The sequence below is a fragment of the Altererythrobacter sp. CAU 1644 genome (genome assembly GCF_029623755.1).
GTDB classification, from domain to species: domain Bacteria; phylum Pseudomonadota; class Alphaproteobacteria; order Sphingomonadales; family Sphingomonadaceae; genus Erythrobacter; species Erythrobacter arenosus.
The window spans coordinates 1,539,712-1,559,369 of sequence record NZ_CP121106.1 but is presented as its reverse complement, the minus strand read 5'-3'; the positions used below and the strand labels follow the sequence as shown (position 1 = coordinate 1,559,369).

Sequence of the window (19,658 nt, the reverse complement as noted above, 5' to 3'; positions counted from 1 at the left end):
TCGATGCAAACATCCAACGCCCAGAAAACCACCCTCGCCAAGCTCGACCCGCGAGGTCGCAAGGTGAAGATACTTGCGACGGTCGGCCCTGCGAGCCGCGATCGCGAGATGTTGGCCAAGCTGGTCAAGGCGGGGGCCGACGCCTTTCGCGTCAACATGAGCCATGGCGAGCACGCCGATCATGCCGAGACGATCCGGTCGATCCGCGCGCTGGAGAAGGAATTCGGCAAGCCGATTGCGATCCTCGCCGACCTCCAGGGTCCCAAGCTGCGCGTCGGCAAGTTCAAGGACGGACAGGCGGTGATCCGCCATTCGGGCCACTTCACGCTCGACCGCAATCCCGAACCCGGCGACGAGAACCGTGTCGAGCTGCCGCATCCCGAACTCTTCGGCATCCTCGAGAAGGGCCAGCGGCTGCTGATCAACGACGGCAAGATCCGCCTGCGGGTGATCCGGGCCGATGCGAACGAGATCCTGTGTTCGGCCGAAGTCGGCGGAGTGATCTCCGACCGCAAGGGCGTCAATGTGCCCGATGCCGAAGTGCCGATCCCCGCGATGACCGAGAAGGACCGCAAGGATCTTGCCTTTGCGGTCGAACAGGGGGTCGACTGGATCGGTCTCAGCTTCGTCCAGCGGCCTGAAGACCTGGCCGAAGCGCGCAAGCTGATGGGGCCTGGGATCGCGCTATGCGCCAAGATCGAGAAGCCGATGGCGGTACGGCGGCTGGGCGAGATCATCGAGCTGTCCGACGGGATCATGGTGGCGCGCGGCGATCTTGGCGTCGAGCTCGAACCGCAGGAAGTTCCGCCGCTGCAGAAGAAGATCGTCAACGCCACCCGCATGGCGGGCAAGCCGGTGATCGTGGCAACGCAGATGCTCGAATCGATGATCGAGAGCCCGACCCCGACGCGGGCCGAGGTCTCCGACGTCGCCAACGCCGTCTATGACGGGGCCGATGCGGTGATGCTCTCGGCCGAGAGCGCAGCGGGCGAGTGGCCCGAGGAATCGGTCGCGATGATGGACAAGATCGCGGTGCAGGTCGAACGCAGCGAGGACTACAAGGCGCGGGTGCGCTTTCTCGACACGCCGCCCGATGCGACCACCGCCGATGCGCTCAGCCATGCCTGCATGACCATTGCGGACACCGTCTCGATCAGCGCGATCACCGTGTTCACGTCGTCGGGCTCGACCGCGCGCCGGGTGGCACGCGAACGGCCCGATACGCCAATGCTGGTGCTCACCCCCTCGATGCGGACCGCGCGGCGCGTCGGCCTGCTGTGGGGCGCCCATGCCGTGGCGACCAAGGACATCGGCAGCTTCGAAGAGATGATCGCCAAGGGCAAGCGGATGGCGCTGCGCCACGGCTTCGGCAAGGCAGGCAACAAGCTGATCGCGCTCGCCGGCGTCCCCTTCGGCACCCCGGGCGCCACCAATCTGCTCCACGTCGTCACCCTCCACGGCGACGAGCTCAAGGGTTTCGGCGAGTAGTCGACCTGCCGTTTCAAAAAAGAACCCCCGCCGAAGCGGGGGTTTTTTGAGTTTCGAGCTCATAGGCAAAGCCTGAGCCCTTCGGGTCGCTTGGTCCCCCTACCCCAGCCTTGTTGCAGAACGGAGTCACACGGCGGCACCGGCCCATTGTGGCACGATGCCCAGGGCAAATGTGACCGGCCGCCGAGGCCGTCACAATGCCCGGATCGGGCGTCTACCTTGTAATTTTTTTACAATCCGCTATATGGGAATTGCCTAACGTCGCTTGCGACGGAAGTTGATCGCCGCCCAAGCGGCTCCTCTTTCCTTTCACGCTGCATGGCTCCGCGCAGGGATTCTCCCGTGTGCGGGACACTCCTGCACGCGAGGAAATCAATTGGCGAAGGAAGAGCTCATCACATTGGAAGGCGAGATCGACGAGATCCTGCCCGACGGTCGTTTCGGCGTAACGCTGGACAATGAGCATCGCATCATCGCCTACACGGCCGGAAGAATGCGCCGTTTCCGTATCCGCTCGGTCGTTGGCGACCGGGTGCACGTGGAAATGACGCCCTACGACCTGACCAAGGGACGGATCATCTACCGTGAACCGACCCCGGGCCAAGGCACCAGGGGCGCACGCAGGCGCAACTTCAGGCGCTGATACCCACATAGAATTGCGGCGAACCGCCGCTGAAGAGAAGACAATGAATTACAGAATTTTCGGCGCGTTTGCGCGCCGCGCACCTACGCAGCCGAGGCATATTGCCGAACCGATTGCCCCGACAGGGGCGATGACCCTTCCGGCAGCCTTGTCGATTCCCGAATTGCGACAGCTCGTCGCCGCGATGGTCGACTGAAGCACCGAATGCGACCGCACCACTCTCCGCGCGAACCGCGCCGGAGCAGGAGAACCAGAATGGACCTGAACCTCGAATATGCTGCGCACCAGGAGGCCTTGATCCGTGCCGGGGACGCGGTCGAGTCTGCCGAACGCAGCGCCCATCTGGCCGATGCATCGCGCATCGCCGCCCGCATCTTCACCTATCAGAACAAGCTCGGTGCCGCCGCGGCCTGCGCGTGGAGCGCGGCGCAGCTTGGTTCGGCCGACCGCCCCTGATACGCTCTCTCGGGCATAAGCCCGTCACGCAGCAAGCAGCGATTGTCCCATGATGTGCGCGAGCGTCGCCTCGTGCAGCGGCTCCTCGAGTGCAATTCCGGCGCGTTGATCTTCGATCCACACGACGCTGGCGCCCTGCCAACCGAGTCCGGGCAGCTTGACCGAAACGCGTTCCCACACGTCCGCGCCCCAGCCGCGGGCGTCGACCATGCAGCCGCCGAGCGAGATATCGAGGATATCGAGCACCATCTTGCGCCCGTTGCGATAGCGGCATTCCACCTGCGGAAGCTTCCTGCCTTGCGAACCCGGTGTAGTCATCATCGCGACTATCCTTTCTCTCGTTCCATCCGGTGTGCTTCAGAAGGAGTAACCTGCGATGTTTGCCAGCATCGTACCGATCATGGCGCATTTTGCGTTACACCGCGGCATTGACAGGCGCAGTTGCGGAACGCGGTTAATTCGGAAACACTTCGCCCAATCCGGCCGCCGGGATCATGGCCGAACGTCGAAACCGCCGAGGAAGGCGGCGACATTGTTGCCTAGGGCGCTGACCGCGTACCCCCCTTCCATGACTATTAACGCCGGCAGGCCGGTGGCGTGAATGCGCCGGGCCATGCGCGAAAAATCTTTCGTCTGCAGCGCGAAGCTTGAAATCGGATCGTCTTCAAATGTGTCCGCCCCGAAAGAAACGACAATGAGTCGTGCCCCCCAGCCGACGATCGCCTCGAGCGCTTGGTCCAGCGCTCCCTGGTAGCCGTGCCAATCTGTCCCGCGCGGCAGCGGAAGGTTGAGAGTCGTGCCCTCGCCCGAACCTTCTCCCTGCTCGTCGGCATGCCCCCAGTAGAACGGGTAATCGGTCACCGGGTCGGCATGGATCGAGGCGAAGAACACCTCGCCATCCTCGTAGAAGATGTCCTGCGTGCCGTTGCCATGGTGATAGTCGACATCGAGAATGGCGACCGGACCCAGGCCCATTGCGCTTGCCGCGCGCGCCGCGACCGCGACATTGTTGATGAAGCAATAGCCGCCCATGTAGTCGGCCCCCGCGTGGTGGCCCGGCGGGCGGCACAGCGCGAAGGCATGGCGATCGCCAGCAGCAATCGCATCGAGCGCCGACAGTGCCGCTTGCGCCGACCAATAGGCGGCATCCCACGTCCCTGCAGCGATGGGAGTGGCGGCATCCATTGACCACGCGCCGAGCTTGGCATCGATCCGTTCGAACTGCAGCTTGCGGCGCCGCACGATCGGGAAACCATAGCCGATTGCATCGCCCTGGCGGCCCGCGGCCAGCCACTCATCATGCGCGGCCCGCAGGAAGGCGAGATAGTCGGGATCATGCACCGCTTCGAGCGGAGCCATGCCATGATCGCGGGCTTCCTCGCCACCACCGCAAACTGCAAGAATCTGCGCCAATCGGTCAGGGCTTTCGGCGAAAGGAACCCAATCGCCATTGTGTAGTTCGCGTTCGGGCGCATGGCCCATTTGCGCAGGGTGATAGAACAGCCTCATGAAAGAGACTGCTAAGCGAGATCAGCCGTGCAGGCTAGCATGCGCCAACCGCGCCCGCGCTTCCGCCTCACCGATCAGCGGCAGCAGTTCCTTCATGTCCGGGCCATGATCCATGCCCGTCAGCGCCTGGCGCAGCGGGAGGAACAGCGGCTTGCCCTTGCGCCCGGTCGCTTCCTTGAGCGCGCCGGTGAGCTGATGCCAGGGGTCATCGCCCCAGCTCAACAGGTTTGCCGCCTGCGCAAGAAATGCGCGATCCTCGGCCGAAAATTCGAGCTGGTCGATCGGGCCGGTGACGAGCCGCCACCACTCGCCCGCCTCGCCGACGGTCGAAAGATTGGGCTGCACCGCGCGCCAGCCCGCCTCGTCCATCCCGGCAGGCAGGCGTTCCTGCACATCGGCGTAGGACATCTGGTGGACGATGGCAGTATTGATCCGCTCAAGCTCGGCATCGTCGAACTTGGCCGGGGCGCGACCGAAGGTCGACAGATCGAAGCTGTCGAGCAGCACCTGGCGGTCGGCAATCGGCTCGACCGGGAGCGAGGTGCCGAGCCGCGCGAGCAACGCAACCAGCGCATCGGGTTCGATTCCCTTCTCGCGGAAGGCATCGCAGCCGAGCGAACCGAGCCGTTTGGAGAGCTTGCCTTCGCGCCCGACCAACAGAGCCTCATGCGCAAAGCGCGGCGGTTCGCTGCCCAGCGCGCTGAACATCTGGAGCTGGACCGCGGTGTTGGAAACATGGTCCTCGCCGCGCAGAACATCGGTCACACCCATGTCGATATCGTCGACCGCGCTGGGCAACATGTAGAGCCAGCTGCCGTCGGCGCGGCGGACCACCGGATCGGACAGCGCGGCGGGATCGAAATGCTGCTTGCCGCGGACCCCGTCGTCCCATTCGATCGGCGCATCGTGGTCGAGCTTGAAGCGCCAGTGCGGCGCCGTGCCTTCAGCCTCTTTCGCCGCGCGCTCCGCATCGCTCAGCTTGAGCGCGCCGCGATCGTAGATGGGGGGCAGGCCGCGACCAAGCAGCACCTTGCGCTTGAGATCCAATTCCTGCGCAGTCTCGTAGCAGGGATAGACCCGCCCCGCTTCGCGTAGCCTCTCGAACGCCGCGTCATAGGTCGCGAGCCGCTGCGACTGTCGCTTTTCCCCTTCCGGTTCGATGCCGAGCCAGGCGAGATCGGAACGGATCGCTTCGACATATTCCTCGCGCGACCGCTCGGCGTCGGTGTCGTCGATCCGCAGCAGGAACCGCCCACCCGCCTGTTTCGCGAGCATCCAGTTGTGGAGCGCGGTACGGATATTGCCGACATGAAGCCGCCCGGTGGGAGACGGAGCGAAACGGGTAACTGTAGTCATAGCCGAGCGCTTAGCGCGGGTTCGGTCCTATTGCGAGAACAGCGTGAGGCTATGTCCGCCGCCGGACAGTTCGATGCCGTTCGAGGGCGTACGTCCGATCGTGACGGCGGCATCCAGCGCCACACCCACGTCGACCAGACGCGGTGGCCAACCAATGGTGCAGATCGGCGGCGGCGGAACCCCCGGTGGTGTTGGAGACCCCGACGCGCGTGGCGAGCCGATCGCTAGAGCCGTGCCGTCGATCCGGTAGCTGCGGATCACTCCTGCACAGCGCGGCTCCCACCATATCTCGTTGTCATCCGCACTAAGCGTCAGTCCGTAGCGCTCGTCCAGCGCCTCACCGTCGATACCGGCGACGCGCCATTCTCCGGCCAGGCTCTCTATCGGGACAAGCGCGCCTGAGTTGGATGGCTCGTTCGGAGCCCCCACCCGGTCTTCCGGCGTTTCCTGCACGAAGTCAGGTTGGCAGGCGACCAGTGCCAGGAACGCGAGCAAAGCCGTAAACCATCGCATTCCGCGACAACGCACGGACGAATAAAAAGACCCCGCCGGAAGCGTGTGCCTCCAGCGGGGTCATTGTTGGTCAGCCAGTGACTGGCGGGCAGAGGATTATTCCTCTGCGGCTGCCTCTGCCGGAGCTTCGCTGCCGCCGCCAGAGCCGCCCATCGCCGCCTTCATCGCCTCTTCCGAGGGGATGGCGTCGGCTTCGGGCTCGACTTCGGTCTCGCCAGCCGCAACCAGCGCTTCCTGCTGCTTCTTCCACTGCGCACGGAGCGCAGCGTCGCGGCTGGAAGCGGTGACGCGCATGCGATTCATGCCCGCGCCGGTACCGGCGGGGATGAGACGGCCGACAATCACGTTTTCCTTGAGGCCGATCAGCGTGTCCTTCTTCCCTTCGACCGCGGCCTGCGTGAGCACGCGCGTGGTTTCCTGGAACGAAGCCGCCGAGATGAACGAACGGGTCTGCAGCGAGGCCTTGGTGATCCCGAGCAGGATCGGAGTGCCCTGCGCCGGAGCCTTGCCCTTGGCGAGCCTGCCGTTGATCTCCAGCATCTCGGCCAGGTCGACCTGTTCGCCCGGCAGCAGCGTGGTATCGCCGCCATCGGTGATCTCGACCTTCTGCAGCATCTGGCGAACGATCACCTCGATGTGCTTGTCGTTGATCTTCACGCCCTGCAGTCGGTAGACTTCCTGGATCTCGTTCACGAGATACTCGGCCAGAGCTTCGATCCCGAGAACTTCGAGGATGTCGTGCGGGTTGGGCGAGCCCGAGATGAGCGTATCGCCCTTCTTCACGAAGTCGCCTTCCTGCACGTCGATCACCTTGGTCTTGGGGATCAGGTACTCGACTGCATCACCTTCCTCCGGCACGATCGCGATCTTGCGCTTCGCCTTGTATTCACGGACGAATTCGATCTTGCCCGAAATCTTGGCGATGACAGCATTGTCCTTCGGCAGGCGCGCTTCGAACAGCTCGGCAACACGCGGCAGACCGCCGGTGATGTCGCGCGTCTTGGCTGCTTCGCGCGAAGCACGGGCAAGAATGTCACCCGCATCGACGTGCTGGCCGTCCTCGACCGAAAGCGAGGTACCCGGAGCGAGCATGTAGCGTGCCGCTTCGGTTTCTTCGCCCTTCTTGCCGGTTTCCTCGCCCAGCAGAGTGAGGCGCGGACGCAGGTCTTCCTTCTTCTTGCGGCCGCTGGCGCGAAGTTCGGTGACGACGCGCTGGGCAATGCCGGTCGCTTCGTCGACGCGCTCTTCCATCGTGGTGCCGTCGATCAGGTCCTGATAGCGAACCACGCCCGACTGTTCGGTGATGATCGGCAGGGTGAACGGATCCCACTCTGCCAGGCGTTCGCCTTCCTTCACCTGCGCGCCATCCTTGTGCATCAGCACGGTACCGTAAGGCACCTTGTGGATTTCGCGCTCGCGGCCTTCCTTGTCGATGACCGCCAGCTCGCCATTGCGAGCGAGCGACAGGATGCGGCCCTTCTTGTCGACGATGGTCGGCATGTCGCGATAAACGACCTTGCCGTCCGACACCGCTTCGAGATGCGAGGTTTCGTTGAGCTGCGCCGCACCACCGATGTGGAAGGTACGCATGGTCAACTGCGTGCCCGGTTCACCGATCGACTGTGCCGCGATCACGCCGACCGCTTCACCGATGTTGACCGGCGTACCGCGGGCGAGGTCGCGTCCGTAGCAGGTCGCGCAAACGCCCTGTTCGGCTTCGCAGACTAGCGGCGAGCGGATCTTGGCGACCTGCGTTTCGGCCTCCTCGATTTCCTTCACCATCGGCTCGTCGATCAGCGTACCGGCCTTGACGATCACGTCACCGGTCGAGGCGTTGACGATATCCTCGGCCACGGTGCGGCCCAGGATACGCTCGCCGAGCGAAGCGATGACGCTGCCGCCCTGGACGATCGCACGCATTTCGAGCGCGTTCTCGGTCTTGCAGTCCTCGGTCACGATCACGCAGTCCTGCGACACGTCGACCAGGCGGCGGGTCAGGTAACCTGAGTTCGCCGTCTTGAGCGCGGTGTCGGCCAGCCCCTTACGAGCGCCGTGGGTCGAGTTGAAGTACTCGAGAACGTTGAGGCCTTCCTTGAAGTTCGAGATGATCGGGTTCTCGATGATCTCGCCCGACGGCTTGGCCATCAGGCCGCGCATACCGGCGAGCTGCTTCATCTGCGCCGGGCTACCACGGGCACCCGAGTGGCTCATCATGTAGATCGAGTTGATCTCGGCTTCCTTGCCGTCCTTGTCGATCGGGCGCGACTTGATCTTTTCCATCATGGCATCGGCCACCTGGTCGCCGCAACGGCTCCAGGCGTCGATCACCTTGTTGTACTTTTCCTGCTGGGTGATCAGGCCGTCCTGGTACTGCTGTTCGTAATCGGCCACCAGCGACTTGGTCTGTTCGACCAGTTCGATCTTCTCTTCGGGGATGATCATGTCGTCCTTGCCGAACGAGATGCCGGCCTTGAACGCGTGGCGGAAGCCCAGCGCCATGATGGCGTCGGCGAAAAGCACAGTGTCCTTCTGGCCGGTGTGGCGATAGACCTCGTCGATAACGTCGGCGATGTCCTTCTTGGTCAGCAGGCGGTTGACGATGTCGAAGGGAACCTTGTGGTTCTTCGGCAGGCATTCGCCCAGCAGCATGCGACCCGGGGTCGTGATGAAGCGCTTCATCTCGACATTGCCGTCTTCATCGGCCTGCGGAACGCGGGCGATGATGCGGCTGTGAAGCGAAACCGACTTCACTTCGAGCGCCTGGTGCACTTCGGCCATGTCGGCGAAACGCGGCAGCTTCTCGATCTTGGTGCCGTCCTTTTCCTCGATGTACTCGGGCGTCTTTTCCTGCCGTTCCATCGACAGGTAATAGAGACCGAGAACCATGTCCTGCGAAGGCACGATGATCGGCTTGCCGTTGGCGGGCGAGAGGATGTTGTTGGTCGACATCATCAGCACGCGCGCTTCCAGCTGGGCCTCGAGGCTCAGCGGTACGTGCACGGCCATCTGGTCGCCGTCGAAGTCGGCGTTGAAGGCAGCGCAGACCAGCGGGTGAAGCTGGATCGCCTTGCCCTCGATCAGCACGGGCTCGAACGCCTGGATGCCGAGACGGTGAAGCGTCGGCGCGCGGTTCAGGAGAACCGGGTGCTCGCGGATGACTTCATCCAGGATATCCCAGACTTCCTTGCGCTCCTTCTCGACCCACTTCTTCGCCTGCTTGAGGGTCATCGAAAGACCCTTGGCGTCGAGACGGGCGTAGATGAACGGCTTGAACAGCTCGAGCGCCATCTTCTTCGGCAGACCGCACTGGTGCAGCTTGAGTTCCGGACCGGTCACGATGACCGAACGGCCCGAATAGTCGACGCGCTTACCGAGCAGGTTCTGGCGGAAGCGACCCTGCTTGCCCTTGAGCATGTCGCTGAGCGACTTCAGCGGACGTTTGTTCGCACCGGTAATGACGCGGCCACGGCGGCCGTTGTCGAACAGCGCGTCTACCGCTTCCTGCAGCATGCGCTTTTCGTTGCGGACGATGATGTCCGGCGCGCGCAGCTCGATCAGGCGCTTCAAGCGGTTGTTACGGTTGATGACGCGGCGATAGAGATCGTTGAGGTCCGAGGTCGCGAAACGACCGCCGTCCAGCGGGACGAGCGGGCGCAGTTCCGGCGGAATGACCGGAATGACTTCGAGGATCATCCATTCGGGACGGTTGCCCGAATCGATGAAGCTTTCGACGACCTTCAGGCGCTTGATGATCTTCTTCGGCTTGAGCGCGGACTTGGTGGTCGCGAGCTCTTCGAGCAGGTCTTCGCGTTCCTGTTCGAGGTCGAGATCCATCAGCATCAGCTTGACCGCTTCGGCACCGATGCCGGCGCTAAAGGCGTCTTCGCCATACTCGTCCTGCGCTTCGAGGAGTTCGTCCTCGGTCAGCAGCTGGAACTTCTCAAGCGCGGTCAGGCCAGGCTCGGTAACGATGTAGCTCTCGAAATAGAGCACGCGCTCGAGCTGCTTCAATTGCATGTCGAGCAGCAGGCCGATACGCGAGGGCAGCGACTTGAGGAACCAGATGTGCGCGACCGGCGCAGCCAGTTCGATGTGTCCCATGCGCTCGCGGCGAACCTTGGTCACGGTAACTTCGACGCCGCACTTCTCGCAGACGACGCCCTTGTACTTCATGCGCTTGTACTTGCCGCACAGGCATTCGTAATCCTTCACCGGGCCGAAGATGCGGGCGCAGAAGAGGCCGTCACGCTCGGGCTTGAAGGTCCGATAGTTGATCGTCTCGGGCTTCTTGATCTCACCGAAGGACCACGAGCGGATACGCTCGGGGCTGGCGATCCCGATCTGGATCTGGTCGAAGGTTTCCGGCTTTGCGAGCTGGTTGGTGAATTTGGTCAGTTCGTTCATTTTTCAATTCCCGTACGGGTGAAATTCTAGGGCGCGGATGAGGAGGGGGCCAAAAAGCAAATAACTCGGCCCGCTCCCCTTATTCCGCTGCCTCCGGCCATTCGTCCTCGTCTTCGTCGCCTTCGGTCAGCGACTTGAGTTCGACGTTGAGGCCCAGCGAGCGCATTTCCTTCACGAGCACGTTGAAGCTCTCCGGAATGCCCGCTTCGAAGGTGTCGTCGCCCTTGACGATCGCTTCGTAGACCTTGGTCCGACCGACCACGTCGTCCGACTTGACGGTAAGCATTTCCTGCAGGGTGTAGGCAGCGCCATAGGCCTGCAGCGCCCAGACCTCCATTTCGCCGAAACGCTGGCCGCCGAACTGCGCCTTACCGCCCAGCGGCTGCTGGGTGACGAGCGAGTAGGGGCCGATCGAGCGAGCGTGGATCTTGTCGTCGACGAGGTGATGGAGCTTCAACATGTAGATGTAGCCCACGGTCACCTTGCGGTCGAAGGCATCGCCGGTGCGCCCGTCGTAGAGCGTTACCTGGCCCGAACCGTCGAGGCCGGCCTTCTCGAGCATCGCGGTGACATCGCCTTCGCGCGCGCCGTCGAACACCGGGGTGCCCATCGGCACGCCATTGGTGAGGTTGCCGGCCAGCTCGACGATCTCGGCGGTGGAACGCGCCTCGATCTCGTCGTGGTACTGCTCGCCGTAAACGTCCTTCAGCTTCTCGACGACGGCTGCCGGAGGCTTGGCCTTGGCATAGTCTTCGGCGGCGTCCGGATTGGCAGCCCGCCATTCCTCGAGCGCAGCAGTAACCTGCTGGCCGAGACCGCGCGCGGCCATGCCGAGGTGCGTTTCGAAGATCTGGCCGACGTTCATGCGCGAAGGAACGCCGAGCGGGTTGAGCACGATGTCGACCGGCGTACCGTCCTCGAGGAACGGCATGTCTTCGGCCGGCAGGATGCGCGAAATCACACCCTTGTTACCGTGACGGCCGGCCATCTTGTCGCCCGGCTGCAGCTTGCGCTTCACCGCGACGAAGACCTTGACCATCTTGAGCACGCCGGGAGCGAGTTCGTCACCGCGTTCGAGCTTTTCCTTGCGGTCCTCGAACTTGTCTTCGATGCCCTTGACGGCTTCGTCGTACTGCGACTTGACGGCTTCGATCTGCGCCTGGCGGTTGTCTTCGGCGACCGCGAACTTGAACCATTCGTGGCGCTCGACTTCCTCAAGCAGAGCCTCATCGATCGTGACGCCCTTCTTGATGCCCTTGGGCGCTGCCGAAGCGGTCTGGCCGAGCAGCATGTCGCGCAGACGGTTGTAGGTCGCCCGGTTGAGGATCGCGCGTTCGTCCTGGCTGTCCTTGCGCAGGCGCTCGATTTCCTCGTGCTGGATGGCGCGCGTACGGTCGTCGATCTCGATACCGTGGCGGTTGAACACGCGCACTTCGACGATCGTCCCGGCCACACCCGGCGGCAGGCGCAGCGAAGTGTCGCGCACGTCCGATGCCTTCTCACCGAAGATGGCGCGCAGGAGCTTCTCTTCCGGCGTCATCGGGCTTTCACCCTTGGGCGTGATCTTGCCGACGAGGATGTCACCCGGGTGCACTTCGGCGCCGATGTAGACGATGCCCGCTTCGTCGAGGTTGCGCAGGGCTTCCTCGCCAACATTGGGAATGTCGCGGGTGATGTCTTCCGGACCGAGCTTGGTGTCGCGCGCCATGACCTCGAATTCCTCGATATGGATCGAGGTGAACACGTCATCCTTCACGATGCGTTCGGAGATCAGGATCGAGTCTTCGTAGTTGTAGCCGTTCCACGGCATGAACGCGACGAGGCTGTTGCGGCCCAGCGCGAGTTCACCGAGGTCGGTCGAAGGACCGTCTGCGATGATGTCGCCGGCTTCGACCGTCTCGCCCACCTTCACCAGCGGACGCTGGTTGATGCAGGTGTTCTGGTTCGAACGCTGGAACTTCTGCAGACGATAGATATCGACGCCCGACTGGCCGGGTTCGACGTCGCCGATAGCGCGGATGACGATACGGGTCGCGTCGACCTGGTCGACGATCCCGCCGCGGGTGGCGGTGATCGCCGCGCCGCTGTCACGCGCCACGGTTTCCTCCATGCCGGTGCCGACGAAAGGCGCTTCGGCCTTCACCAGCGGTACGGCCTGGCGCTGCATGTTCGAGCCCATCAGCGCGCGGTTGGCGTCATCGTTTTCCAGGAACGGAATGAGCGATGCCGCAACCGAGACGAGCTGCTTGGGGCTGACGTCCATCAGCGTGACCTGGTCGCGCGGGGCCATAAGGTTGTCGCCGTGCTGGCGGGCCGAGATCAGCTCCTCGACGAAGGCACCCTTGCCGTCGAGTTCGGCCGAAGCCTGCGCGACGGTGTGCTTCTGCTCTTCCATCGCCGAGAGGTAGACCACGTCCTGCGTGACCTTGCCGTCCTTCACTTCGCGATAGGGCGTTTCGATGAAACCGTACTTGTTGACCCGGCTGAACGAGGCCAGCGAGTTGATCAGGCCGATGTTCGGACCTTCCGGCGTTTCGATCGGGCAGATGCGGCCATAGTGCGTCGGGTGAACGTCGCGAACTTCAAAGCCAGCGCGCTCGCGGGTGAGGCCGCCCGGGCCAAGCGCCGAAACGCGGCGCTTGTGGGTGACTTCCGACAGCGGGTTGGTCTGGTCCATGAACTGCGAAAGCTGCGAAGAGCCGAAGAACTCGCGCACCGCGGCCACGGCGGGCTTCGCGTTGATCAGGTCGTTCGGCATCACGGTCGACACATCGACCGAGCTCATGCGTTCCTTGACCGCGCGTTCCATGCGCAGCAGGCCGACGCGGTACTGGTTTTCGAGCAGTTCGCCGACCGAGCGGACACGGCGGTTGCCGAGGTTGTCGATGTCGTCGACTTCGCCCTTGCCGTCCTTGAGGCCGACGAGTTCCTTCACCACGGCCAGGATGTCTTCCTTGCGCAGCGTGGTGACGGTGTCCTCGGCGTCGAGGCTGAGGCGCATGTTGAGCTTGACGCGGCCGACCGCGGAAAGGTCGTAGCGCTCGCTATCGAAGAACAGGCCTTCGAACAGCGCTTCGGCGGTTTCCTTCGTCGGCGGTTCGCCCGGACGCATGACCTTGTAGATCGCCTCCAGGCCCTCGTCGCGGTTCTCGGCCTTGTCGGCCTTGAGCGTGTTGCGGATCCACGGGCCGGTGTTGACGTGATCGATGTCGAGCAGTTCGAGCTTGTCGATCCCGGCATTGTCGAGCGCTTCGAGGTTCTCGGGTGCAACTTCGTCGCCCGCCTCGATGTAGATGCGGCCGGTCTTCTCGTCGATCAGGTCGTTGGCGGCGTAGCGGCCGAAGATTTCCTCGGTCGGCAGCAGCAGGTTGGCAAGACCGTCCTTGGCCGCCTTGTTGGCGGCGCGGGGCGAAATCTTCTGGCCGGCGGGGAAGACTTCCTCACCGGTCTTGGCGTCGACCAGCGCGAAGGCCGGCTTCTGGCCGCGCCACTGTTCCGGCACGAACGGGATCTTCCACCCGTCCTTGGCGCGTTCCCAGGTGATCTTGTCGTAAAAGAAGTCGAGGATTTCCTCGCTGTCGAGGCCCAGCGCATAGAGCAGCGCAGTGACCGGCAGCTTGCGCTTGCGGTCGATGCGGACGTTGACGATGTCCTTGGCATCGAATTCGAAATCGAGCCACGAACCACGATAGGGAATGACGCGCGCAGCGAACAGCAGCTTGCCCGAGCTATGGGTCTTGCCACGGTCATGGTCGAACAGCACACCCGGCGAACGGTGCATCTGCGAGACGATGACGCGCTCGGTACCGTTGATGATGAAGGTACCGTTGTCCGTCATCAGCGGCATGTCGCCCATGTAGACGTCCTGCTCCTTGATATCGAGGACGGAGCGGGTTTCGGTTTCCTGGTCGACTTCGAACACGATCAGGCGCAGCGTGACCTTCATCGGCGCAGCGAAGGTAATCCCGCGCTGGCGGCATTCGGTGGTGTCGTACTTGGGATCTTCCAGCTCGTAATGGACGAAGTCCAGTTCGGCGGTGCCGGCGAAGTCGCGGATCGGGAAAACGCTGCGCAGCGTCTTTTCGAGTCCGGAAACATAGCCCGTTTCCTTGTCCGACCGCAGGAACTGCTCGTAGCTCTCGCGCTGAACCTCGATCAGGTTCGGCATCTGGACGACTTCGTGGATGTCGCCGAAGATCTTGCGGATGCGTCGCTTCGCGGTACCCGAAGCCTTGGTTTTCGGGGCCTTCGCCTTGGTAGCCATGAGGGAGATAACCTCTTTGTGTTGCGCCGGGGCACATGATCCCCGGTCTCGTGAACTCGTGTCGGTCACACGGAAAAGGGCTCCGATATCGAGACGCAAAAAGGCCGCAGCGATAGGCGCACCTCTCTCGGAGCGCAGCTGCAGCTTTGACAAGCGTCGCGAATATGGAGCCCGCTGCTTCCATTCCTTGGCCGATCCCCGCGCATGAATCAGCCTTGCTCGAAGCACGCGGTTGGAGTGGCATGTAGGAACAGCGGCAGGGTTTGTCAAACCCGCTAATCGCCGACCAATGCGAGGCTCGTAAGTATCGGTGATTTTTGTGCTATATGCGAATCGACGCCGGGGGATTGAGGCATGGCTGGCAGATTCGGTATGGCGCTGGTGCAGGCATTCGCGGCGCTGCTCGCAATCCTCTCGCTTGCGAGCGCTTCATGGGCCGAAGAAGCACCTTCGCGCGTGATTGCAGTGGGCGACCTGCACGGCGACCACGCGGCGTGGAAGGACATCGCGCGCGCAGCGGGCCTGATGGATGCCAAGGGCCGCTGGACCGGAGGGGATAGCGTCCTCGTCCAGATGGGCGATGTGACCGATCGCGGCCCCGATTCACTCAAGATCATTCGCAGCCTCCAGGCGCTCGAAGCGGATGCGCCGAAGAGCGGTGGCCGTGTCGTTGTCCTGCTGGGCAATCACGAGGCGATGAATGTCATCGGCGACCTGCGCTATGTCCATCCCGGCGAATACGCCGCCTTCGCCGACCGCAAGTCTAAGCGGCGCCGCGACCTGACCTGGAAGGCCAATCGCGAAATGATCGAGGCAGGCTACGGTGCCCTTGATCCGCCGATCGGGCCGGAGGAAGCCAAGGAACGCTGGTTCGCCGACACCCCGCTGGGCAAGCTCGAGCACCGACGTGCCTGGTCGCCGGGAGGCGAACTGGCGCAATGGGCCGCTGGCCGGCCTGCGGTGGTGCAGGTCGGCACGACGATTTTTGTCCATGGCGGGCTGAGCGCCGAGCGCGCGGTCGAGCCGCTCGATGTGCTCAACGCGCGATTTGCGGCGGCGCTGGCGCCCGGCGAAGAGGTGGATCGCAGCGTGCTCGAGGATCCGCTTGGGCCGCTGTGGTATCGCGGAAATATCACGCGCGCGCCGGAAGAGGTCGAACGTCCTGCGATCGCCGAGGAGCTGGCCCAGGTCCTGACCCGCTATTCGGCCAGCCGACTGGTGGTGGCGCATACGCCTTCACTTGATGGGATACTGGCCGATCATGGTGGCCGCCTGCTGCGCGTCGATACCGGGATCGCGGCGCATTACGGAGGCCCCGCGACTTATCTCGAGCTGATCGGCGAACGGGCGATCGCCCACCAGCGTGCGCCCGATGGGACATGGACCAGCCGCGAATTGCCACTGACCGGGGAGGTTACGCCATGAAGAGGTTTCTGTTCGGACTGGCCGGAACGCTGGCGCTGGCCAGTGTGGCATCGGCGCAGGAGGCTCCCGACAAGGTGACGCCGCTGTTCGCCCAGGATACGCCGCTCGACCTTACGCTCTCCGGCCCGATCAACAAGATTGCGCGCGGAGCCGAGCGTTCGACCGATGCCTATCCTGCGACGCTTGAGACGGCGGGCGAGAGCCACGCGATCACGCTGGCAGCGCGCGGAATCTCGCGGCGTCGGCGCGAGAATTGCCGCTTCCCGCCGCTGCGCATCCGCCTGTCGGAGAAGCCCGCCGAGACCTCGCTGATGCACAAACAGGGCAGCCTCAAGCTCGTTTCGCATTGCCGCGACCAGGGCAGCTACGACCAGACGGTGCTGCGCGAATACGCCGCCTACCGGCTTTATAATGCGGTGACGCCCGAAAGCCTCAAGGTCCGGCTGGCGCGCATCACCTATAACGATGACGGCAAGGTGCTGACCACCCGCCTCGGTTTCCTGATCGAGGATGCCGACGATGCGGCAAGACGGCTCGGCCTGAAAGAGGTCGACACCGGCAATTTCCGCTCCAGCGCACTCATCCCGCAGGACGCCGCGCGTTACGGTCTGTTCCAGTACATGATCGGAAACACGGATTGGGACATGACCATGGGGCCCGATCCCAAGGATTGCTGCCATAATTCCAAGGTTCTCGGCGCCAGCAAGGAAGCGCGGAGCGACCTTACGCCCCTGCCTTACGATTTCGACAATTCGGGTCTGGTCGATGCCCCCTATGCGGTGCCCAATGCCGTGCTCAAGATCCGCTCGGTCACCCAGCGGGTCTATCGCGGCTATTGCAGCGTCAACGCGCTGGTCCCGGCAGAAGCCCAGCGCTTGCGCGATGCGCGCCCTGCCCTGCTGGCCGAACTGCGCAGCATCCCCGGGCTCGAGCCGAAGACTCTGCAGGACATGGAGAAGTATCTCGGCGGCTTCTTCGATGACATTGCCGACGATCAGGCGCTGGAAAAGAACCTGCTTTCGAAGTGCCGCTAGGCTTGCCGGCCCAGGCGGCTAGCCGCGTTCGCTGCCCTCGCCCGATTGGGTGTGATCCTCGGCAATGGGGCCTGCGCCTTCCACCTCGTCTTCGGGATTACTCGGCCTGAGATAGCGGTGCGTCCCGGTGACGCCGCCATAGTCGGCCACCCACAGGAACGCGAAGGCGTAGTTGAACATCACTGTCATGACGAGTGCGATCTCGAGCGCGCCGATGCCCGCTGCCAGGCCGATCCCGATCGCCAGGAGGATGTAGATCGCATCGCCCGAACTCTTGAGCGTGTTGCGGAACCTTACCCCGCCGACGATTCCCGCCAGAGAGAATGCCAGAGCCAGCGAATTGTGCACCATCACGACGATGGCGGTGACCGCGATCGGCAGCACGATCATGGTTTCGACCAGCGCCTGGTCGTATTCCTTGCGGCTGCGGCTAGCCATGTAGACCCAGGTCACCGGCAGGGTGGTGAGCAGCGCGCCCGCCACCGCGACGAACAGCCAGGTGACCGATCCGCCCAGGTTGGCTGCGCGTTCCGCGCCGATGTTCACGCTTTCAAGCGGGTTGCCCTTGGGACCGGAAAGCAGTGTCTGCGCGCCGCCGATCGGGAGGAATTCGCCCAGCGGCGGGTGGATCGAGACGGCCGCAAACACAATTCCCGTGACCAGCGCATAGAATAGCGTCAGCCGGACGAACAGGCGTGCCACTCTCATCCTTGCCCCTCCCAAACCCCGGACGAAAACATCGTTCTCGCAATAGCATAGGCAGGAATCGCTGGCGATCAAAACCGAGTGGGTAGGGAAAATCGCCACGAGCGGTGCTAGTTGAGCCGATATGTCGCCAACCGGACTTCGTGGCCGACCCGCCCATCCCGACATCCTCACGCCGGCCGAATGGCGCGTGGCCGAGGGCGTACGCCATGGGCTGACTAACCAGCAAATCGCGCGAAGGCAGGAGATCAGCGCCAACGCGGTGAAGTTCCATGTCTCCAACATCCTCTCGAAGCTGGGGATGCGGTCGCGGGCGGAATTGAAGCGCTGGCCGGGGATCGACGCCATGAGCGCCATGCAAAGGAGGATCGACATGGTCGAGGAAATTCCGTTCGGCACCATCGGGCAGATCGCCCGCTCGGTCAGCGACATCGAGGAATCGAGACGCTGGTACCGCGACGTCTTGGGGCTGGAGCCGCTGTTCGACGCCGGGACGCTCGCCTTCTTTGCCTGCAACGGGGTCCGGCTGATGCTGACGGAGGGTGAGGCTGCGGCAGAATCGCTGCTCTATTTTCGCGTCGATGATCTTCACGGCGAGTTCGCCCGGCTGGAAGAGCGGGGCGCCAAGGTCCTTTCAGCGCCGCATCGCATCCATACCCATGAGGACGGCAGCGAAGAGTGGATGGGCTTCGTCGAGGACAATGACGGACGGCCGTTGGCGCTGATGTCGGTCGTGCCAGCGCAAAACTAGCATCGATTCGGCGGCGAATCGGGAATCCGTGCCGGATTCGGACGCCTCAGCTCCTCACATATCGATGTTCGATATGCCGCTATCTCGCGAAACAATAAGTGAAATATCGATTTTCGATATTATCGATTGACAATAAGAGAGACTCGCCTTATTGATTATCGATATTGAAATTAAAGGAGATCGATAAATGACACGTTTTGCTTCCCATTCCGCCGCTTTCGTAGCTGCCCTTTTCGTCACCGTTGCCTCGCTCAATGCGATCGTGACCGTCCCGGCCGTCGAGGCAGCCGTGATCGTCGCCCCCGTGCTCGCCTGAGCCGCTTCGGACCGCGAAAGGACCCCCTGATGTTTTCCCACCGCAACGACCCACTGCTGCTGGCCGGCCGCGTGCTGACCATCATCATGCAGGGGCTGCTCGGCTTCGCCGCAGTTGCCCTCGCCATCGCCACCCCCGTGATCCTGCTCATGCGGGGCAGGATCAATCTAGAGATCGCCGAGAAATATGGCGATGCCGCCTCGGCCTTCCCGACCCTGACGGTCGTTGGCCTCATGCTGCTGGGCTTCATCATCGTGACGGGCGCGTTCATCTTCTTCGGCAAGCTGCGCAAGATCATCGAGACCGTCGGCGACGGCGATCCCTTCGCGCCCGAAAATGCCGAAAGGCTCAACCTGATGGCCTGGCTGACGCTCGGGGTCCAGGTCCTGCTGATCCCCGCTGCAGCGCTGGGTGTTCTGGTCGCCAAATGGGCCGATCAGTTCGAGGGCGCCGATATTCACATCGACGCGGGGGTCGATCTCTCGGCGATCCTGCTGGTGATCGTGCTGTTCATCCTCGCCCGCGTGTTCCGCCACGGCGCGGCCATGCGCGAAGACCTGGAGGGGACCGTGTGATGACCATCAACGTGAAACTCGACGACCTGCTGCACGACCGCCGCATGACCCTCACCGAACTGGCCGACCGTGTAGGTCTGACCCTCGCCAACCTTTCGATCCTCAAGACCGGCAAGGCCAAGGCGATCCGTTTCTCGACCCTCGAAGCGATCTGCCGCGAGCTCGAATGCCAGCCAGGCGACCTGCTCGGTTACGACGCGGACTGATCTCTCGCTTTCC

Annotated in this window: 17 protein-coding genes; 10 read left to right on the top strand and 7 right to left on the bottom strand. The window is 63.3% G+C overall.

Features of this window, described 5'->3' with window-relative positions:
* Positions 1-3 precede the first annotated feature (3 nt).
* The 4 genes from pyk to P7228_RS07690 all read left to right on the top strand — a co-directional run bounded on the left by pyk (position 4) and on the right by P7228_RS07690 (position 2,587).
* Positions 4-1,488: a pyruvate kinase gene (pyk, locus tag P7228_RS07705; RefSeq protein ID WP_278017627.1), complete on the top strand. Its 1,485-nt coding sequence runs from the start codon at positions 4-6 to the stop codon at positions 1,486-1,488.
* 376 nt (positions 1,489-1,864) lie between these two features.
* Positions 1,865-2,131 (top strand): translation initiation factor IF-1, encoded by a 267-nt coding sequence (infA, locus tag P7228_RS07700; RefSeq protein ID WP_278017626.1) that lies wholly within the window; start codon positions 1,865-1,867, stop codon positions 2,129-2,131.
* A gap of 43 nt (positions 2,132-2,174) precedes the next feature.
* Positions 2,175-2,327, top strand: a complete 153-nt coding sequence (locus P7228_RS07695; RefSeq protein WP_278017625.1) for a hypothetical protein — start codon at positions 2,175-2,177, stop codon at positions 2,325-2,327.
* A gap of 59 nt (positions 2,328-2,386) precedes the next feature.
* Positions 2,387-2,587 (top strand): hypothetical protein, encoded by a 201-nt coding sequence (locus tag P7228_RS07690; RefSeq protein WP_278017624.1) that lies wholly within the window; start codon positions 2,387-2,389, stop codon positions 2,585-2,587.
* Positions 2,588-2,611: 24 nt separating this feature from the next.
* On the opposite strand, the gene P7228_RS07685 is transcribed toward P7228_RS07690, so the two are convergent.
* The 6 genes from P7228_RS07685 to rpoB form a co-directional block, all read right to left on the bottom strand.
* On the bottom strand, positions 2,612-2,908 hold the full coding sequence (locus tag P7228_RS07685; protein WP_278017623.1) for a PilZ domain-containing protein: 297 nt from the start codon (positions 2,906-2,908) through the stop codon (positions 2,612-2,614).
* Positions 2,909-3,079: 171 nt separating this feature from the next.
* Positions 3,080-4,096 carry a histone deacetylase family protein gene (locus P7228_RS07680; RefSeq protein WP_278017622.1) on the bottom strand — a complete coding sequence of 339 codons (1,017 nt, stop codon included), beginning with the start codon at positions 4,094-4,096 and terminating at the stop codon, positions 3,080-3,082.
* Positions 4,097-4,117: 21 nt separating this feature from the next.
* The gene (gene gltX / locus P7228_RS07675; RefSeq protein WP_278017621.1) at positions 4,118-5,452 is read right to left on the bottom strand and encodes a glutamate--tRNA ligase; all 1,335 of its coding nucleotides are present in this window, start codon (positions 5,450-5,452) and stop codon (positions 4,118-4,120) included.
* 27 nt (positions 5,453-5,479) lie between these two features.
* Positions 5,480-5,965: a hypothetical protein gene (locus P7228_RS07670; RefSeq protein WP_278017620.1), complete on the bottom strand. Its 486-nt coding sequence runs from the start codon at positions 5,963-5,965 to the stop codon at positions 5,480-5,482.
* A gap of 96 nt (positions 5,966-6,061) precedes the next feature.
* Positions 6,062-10,369, bottom strand: a complete 4,308-nt coding sequence (rpoC, locus tag P7228_RS07665) for a DNA-directed RNA polymerase subunit beta' (RefSeq protein ID WP_278017619.1) — start codon at positions 10,367-10,369, stop codon at positions 6,062-6,064.
* Between the two features lie 79 nt (positions 10,370-10,448).
* Positions 10,449-14,633, bottom strand: coding sequence for a DNA-directed RNA polymerase subunit beta (gene rpoB, locus P7228_RS07660; protein ID WP_278017618.1), 4,185 nt, complete (start codon positions 14,631-14,633; stop codon positions 10,449-10,451).
* A 354-nt stretch (positions 14,634-14,987) separates the two neighbouring features.
* Between rpoB and P7228_RS07655 the strand changes: the two genes are divergently transcribed.
* Together P7228_RS07655 and P7228_RS07650 are read left to right on the top strand one after the other, a co-directional pair.
* Positions 14,988-16,058, top strand: coding sequence for a metallophosphoesterase (locus tag P7228_RS07655; protein WP_278017617.1), 1,071 nt, complete (start codon positions 14,988-14,990; stop codon positions 16,056-16,058).
* Positions 16,055-17,092, top strand: a complete 1,038-nt coding sequence (locus tag P7228_RS07650; RefSeq protein WP_278017616.1) for a hypothetical protein — start codon at positions 16,055-16,057, stop codon at positions 17,090-17,092. Before P7228_RS07655 ends, P7228_RS07650 begins: the two co-directional genes overlap by 4 nt.
* An 18-nt stretch (positions 17,093-17,110) precedes the next feature.
* On the opposite strand, the gene P7228_RS07645 is transcribed toward P7228_RS07650, so the two are convergent.
* Positions 17,111-17,800, bottom strand: coding sequence for a DUF4956 domain-containing protein (locus P7228_RS07645; protein ID WP_278017615.1), 690 nt, complete (start codon positions 17,798-17,800; stop codon positions 17,111-17,113).
* Positions 17,801-17,921: 121 nt separating this feature from the next.
* On the opposite strand from P7228_RS07645, the gene P7228_RS07640 reads away from it, so the two are divergent.
* The 4 genes from P7228_RS07640 (at position 17,922) to P7228_RS07625 (ending at position 19,645) form a co-directional block, all read left to right on the top strand.
* Positions 17,922-18,548 carry a LuxR C-terminal-related transcriptional regulator gene (locus P7228_RS07640; RefSeq protein WP_278017614.1) on the top strand — a complete coding sequence of 209 codons (627 nt, stop codon included), beginning with the start codon at positions 17,922-17,924 and terminating at the stop codon, positions 18,546-18,548.
* Between the two features lie 187 nt (positions 18,549-18,735).
* Positions 18,736-18,864, top strand: a complete 129-nt coding sequence (locus P7228_RS07635) for a hypothetical protein (RefSeq protein ID WP_278017613.1) — start codon at positions 18,736-18,738, stop codon at positions 18,862-18,864.
* 29 nt (positions 18,865-18,893) lie between these two features.
* Positions 18,894-19,439: a DUF2975 domain-containing protein gene (locus P7228_RS07630; RefSeq protein WP_278017612.1), complete on the top strand. Its 546-nt coding sequence runs from the start codon at positions 18,894-18,896 to the stop codon at positions 19,437-19,439.
* Complete coding sequence (locus P7228_RS07625; protein WP_278017611.1) at positions 19,439-19,645, top strand: helix-turn-helix domain-containing protein; 207 nt, start codon at positions 19,439-19,441, stop codon at positions 19,643-19,645. The genes P7228_RS07630 and P7228_RS07625 overlap by 1 nt, the downstream gene beginning before the upstream one ends.
* The last annotated feature ends 13 nt before the right edge of the window (positions 19,646-19,658 follow it).

Bases quoted from the DNA above. Each gene is read 5' to 3' on its own strand.
- gltX (WP_278017621.1), bottom strand. From the start codon at position 5,452: ATGACTACAGTTACCCGTTTCGCTCCGTCTCCCACCGGGCGGCTTCAT.
- P7228_RS07690 (WP_278017624.1), top strand. From the start codon at position 2,387: ATGGACCTGAACCTCGAATATGCTGCGCACCAGGAGGCCTTGATCCGT.
- P7228_RS07695 (WP_278017625.1), top strand. From the start codon at position 2,175: ATGAATTACAGAATTTTCGGCGCGTTTGCGCGCCGCGCACCTACGCAG.
- P7228_RS07640 (WP_278017614.1), top strand. From the start codon at position 17,922: ATGTCGCCAACCGGACTTCGTGGCCGACCCGCCCATCCCGACATCCTC.
- P7228_RS07655 (WP_278017617.1), top strand. From the start codon at position 14,988: ATGGCTGGCAGATTCGGTATGGCGCTGGTGCAGGCATTCGCGGCGCTG.
- P7228_RS07685 (WP_278017623.1), bottom strand. From the start codon at position 2,908: ATGATGACTACACCGGGTTCGCAAGGCAGGAAGCTTCCGCAGGTGGAA.
- P7228_RS07630 (WP_278017612.1), top strand. From the start codon at position 18,894: ATGTTTTCCCACCGCAACGACCCACTGCTGCTGGCCGGCCGCGTGCTG.
- P7228_RS07625 (WP_278017611.1), top strand. From the start codon at position 19,439: ATGACCATCAACGTGAAACTCGACGACCTGCTGCACGACCGCCGCATG.
- P7228_RS07670 (WP_278017620.1), bottom strand. From the start codon at position 5,965: ATGCGATGGTTTACGGCTTTGCTCGCGTTCCTGGCACTGGTCGCCTGC.
- P7228_RS07680 (WP_278017622.1), bottom strand. From the start codon at position 4,096: ATGAGGCTGTTCTATCACCCTGCGCAAATGGGCCATGCGCCCGAACGC.
- rpoB (WP_278017618.1), bottom strand. From the start codon at position 14,633: ATGGCTACCAAGGCGAAGGCCCCGAAAACCAAGGCTTCGGGTACCGCG.
- pyk (WP_278017627.1), top strand. From the start codon at position 4: ATGCAAACATCCAACGCCCAGAAAACCACCCTCGCCAAGCTCGACCCG.
- P7228_RS07635 (WP_278017613.1), top strand. From the start codon at position 18,736: ATGACACGTTTTGCTTCCCATTCCGCCGCTTTCGTAGCTGCCCTTTTC.
- P7228_RS07650 (WP_278017616.1), top strand. From the start codon at position 16,055: ATGAAGAGGTTTCTGTTCGGACTGGCCGGAACGCTGGCGCTGGCCAGT.
- rpoC (WP_278017619.1), bottom strand. From the start codon at position 10,369: ATGAACGAACTGACCAAATTCACCAACCAGCTCGCAAAGCCGGAAACC.
- P7228_RS07645 (WP_278017615.1), bottom strand. From the start codon at position 17,800: ATGAGAGTGGCACGCCTGTTCGTCCGGCTGACGCTATTCTATGCGCTG.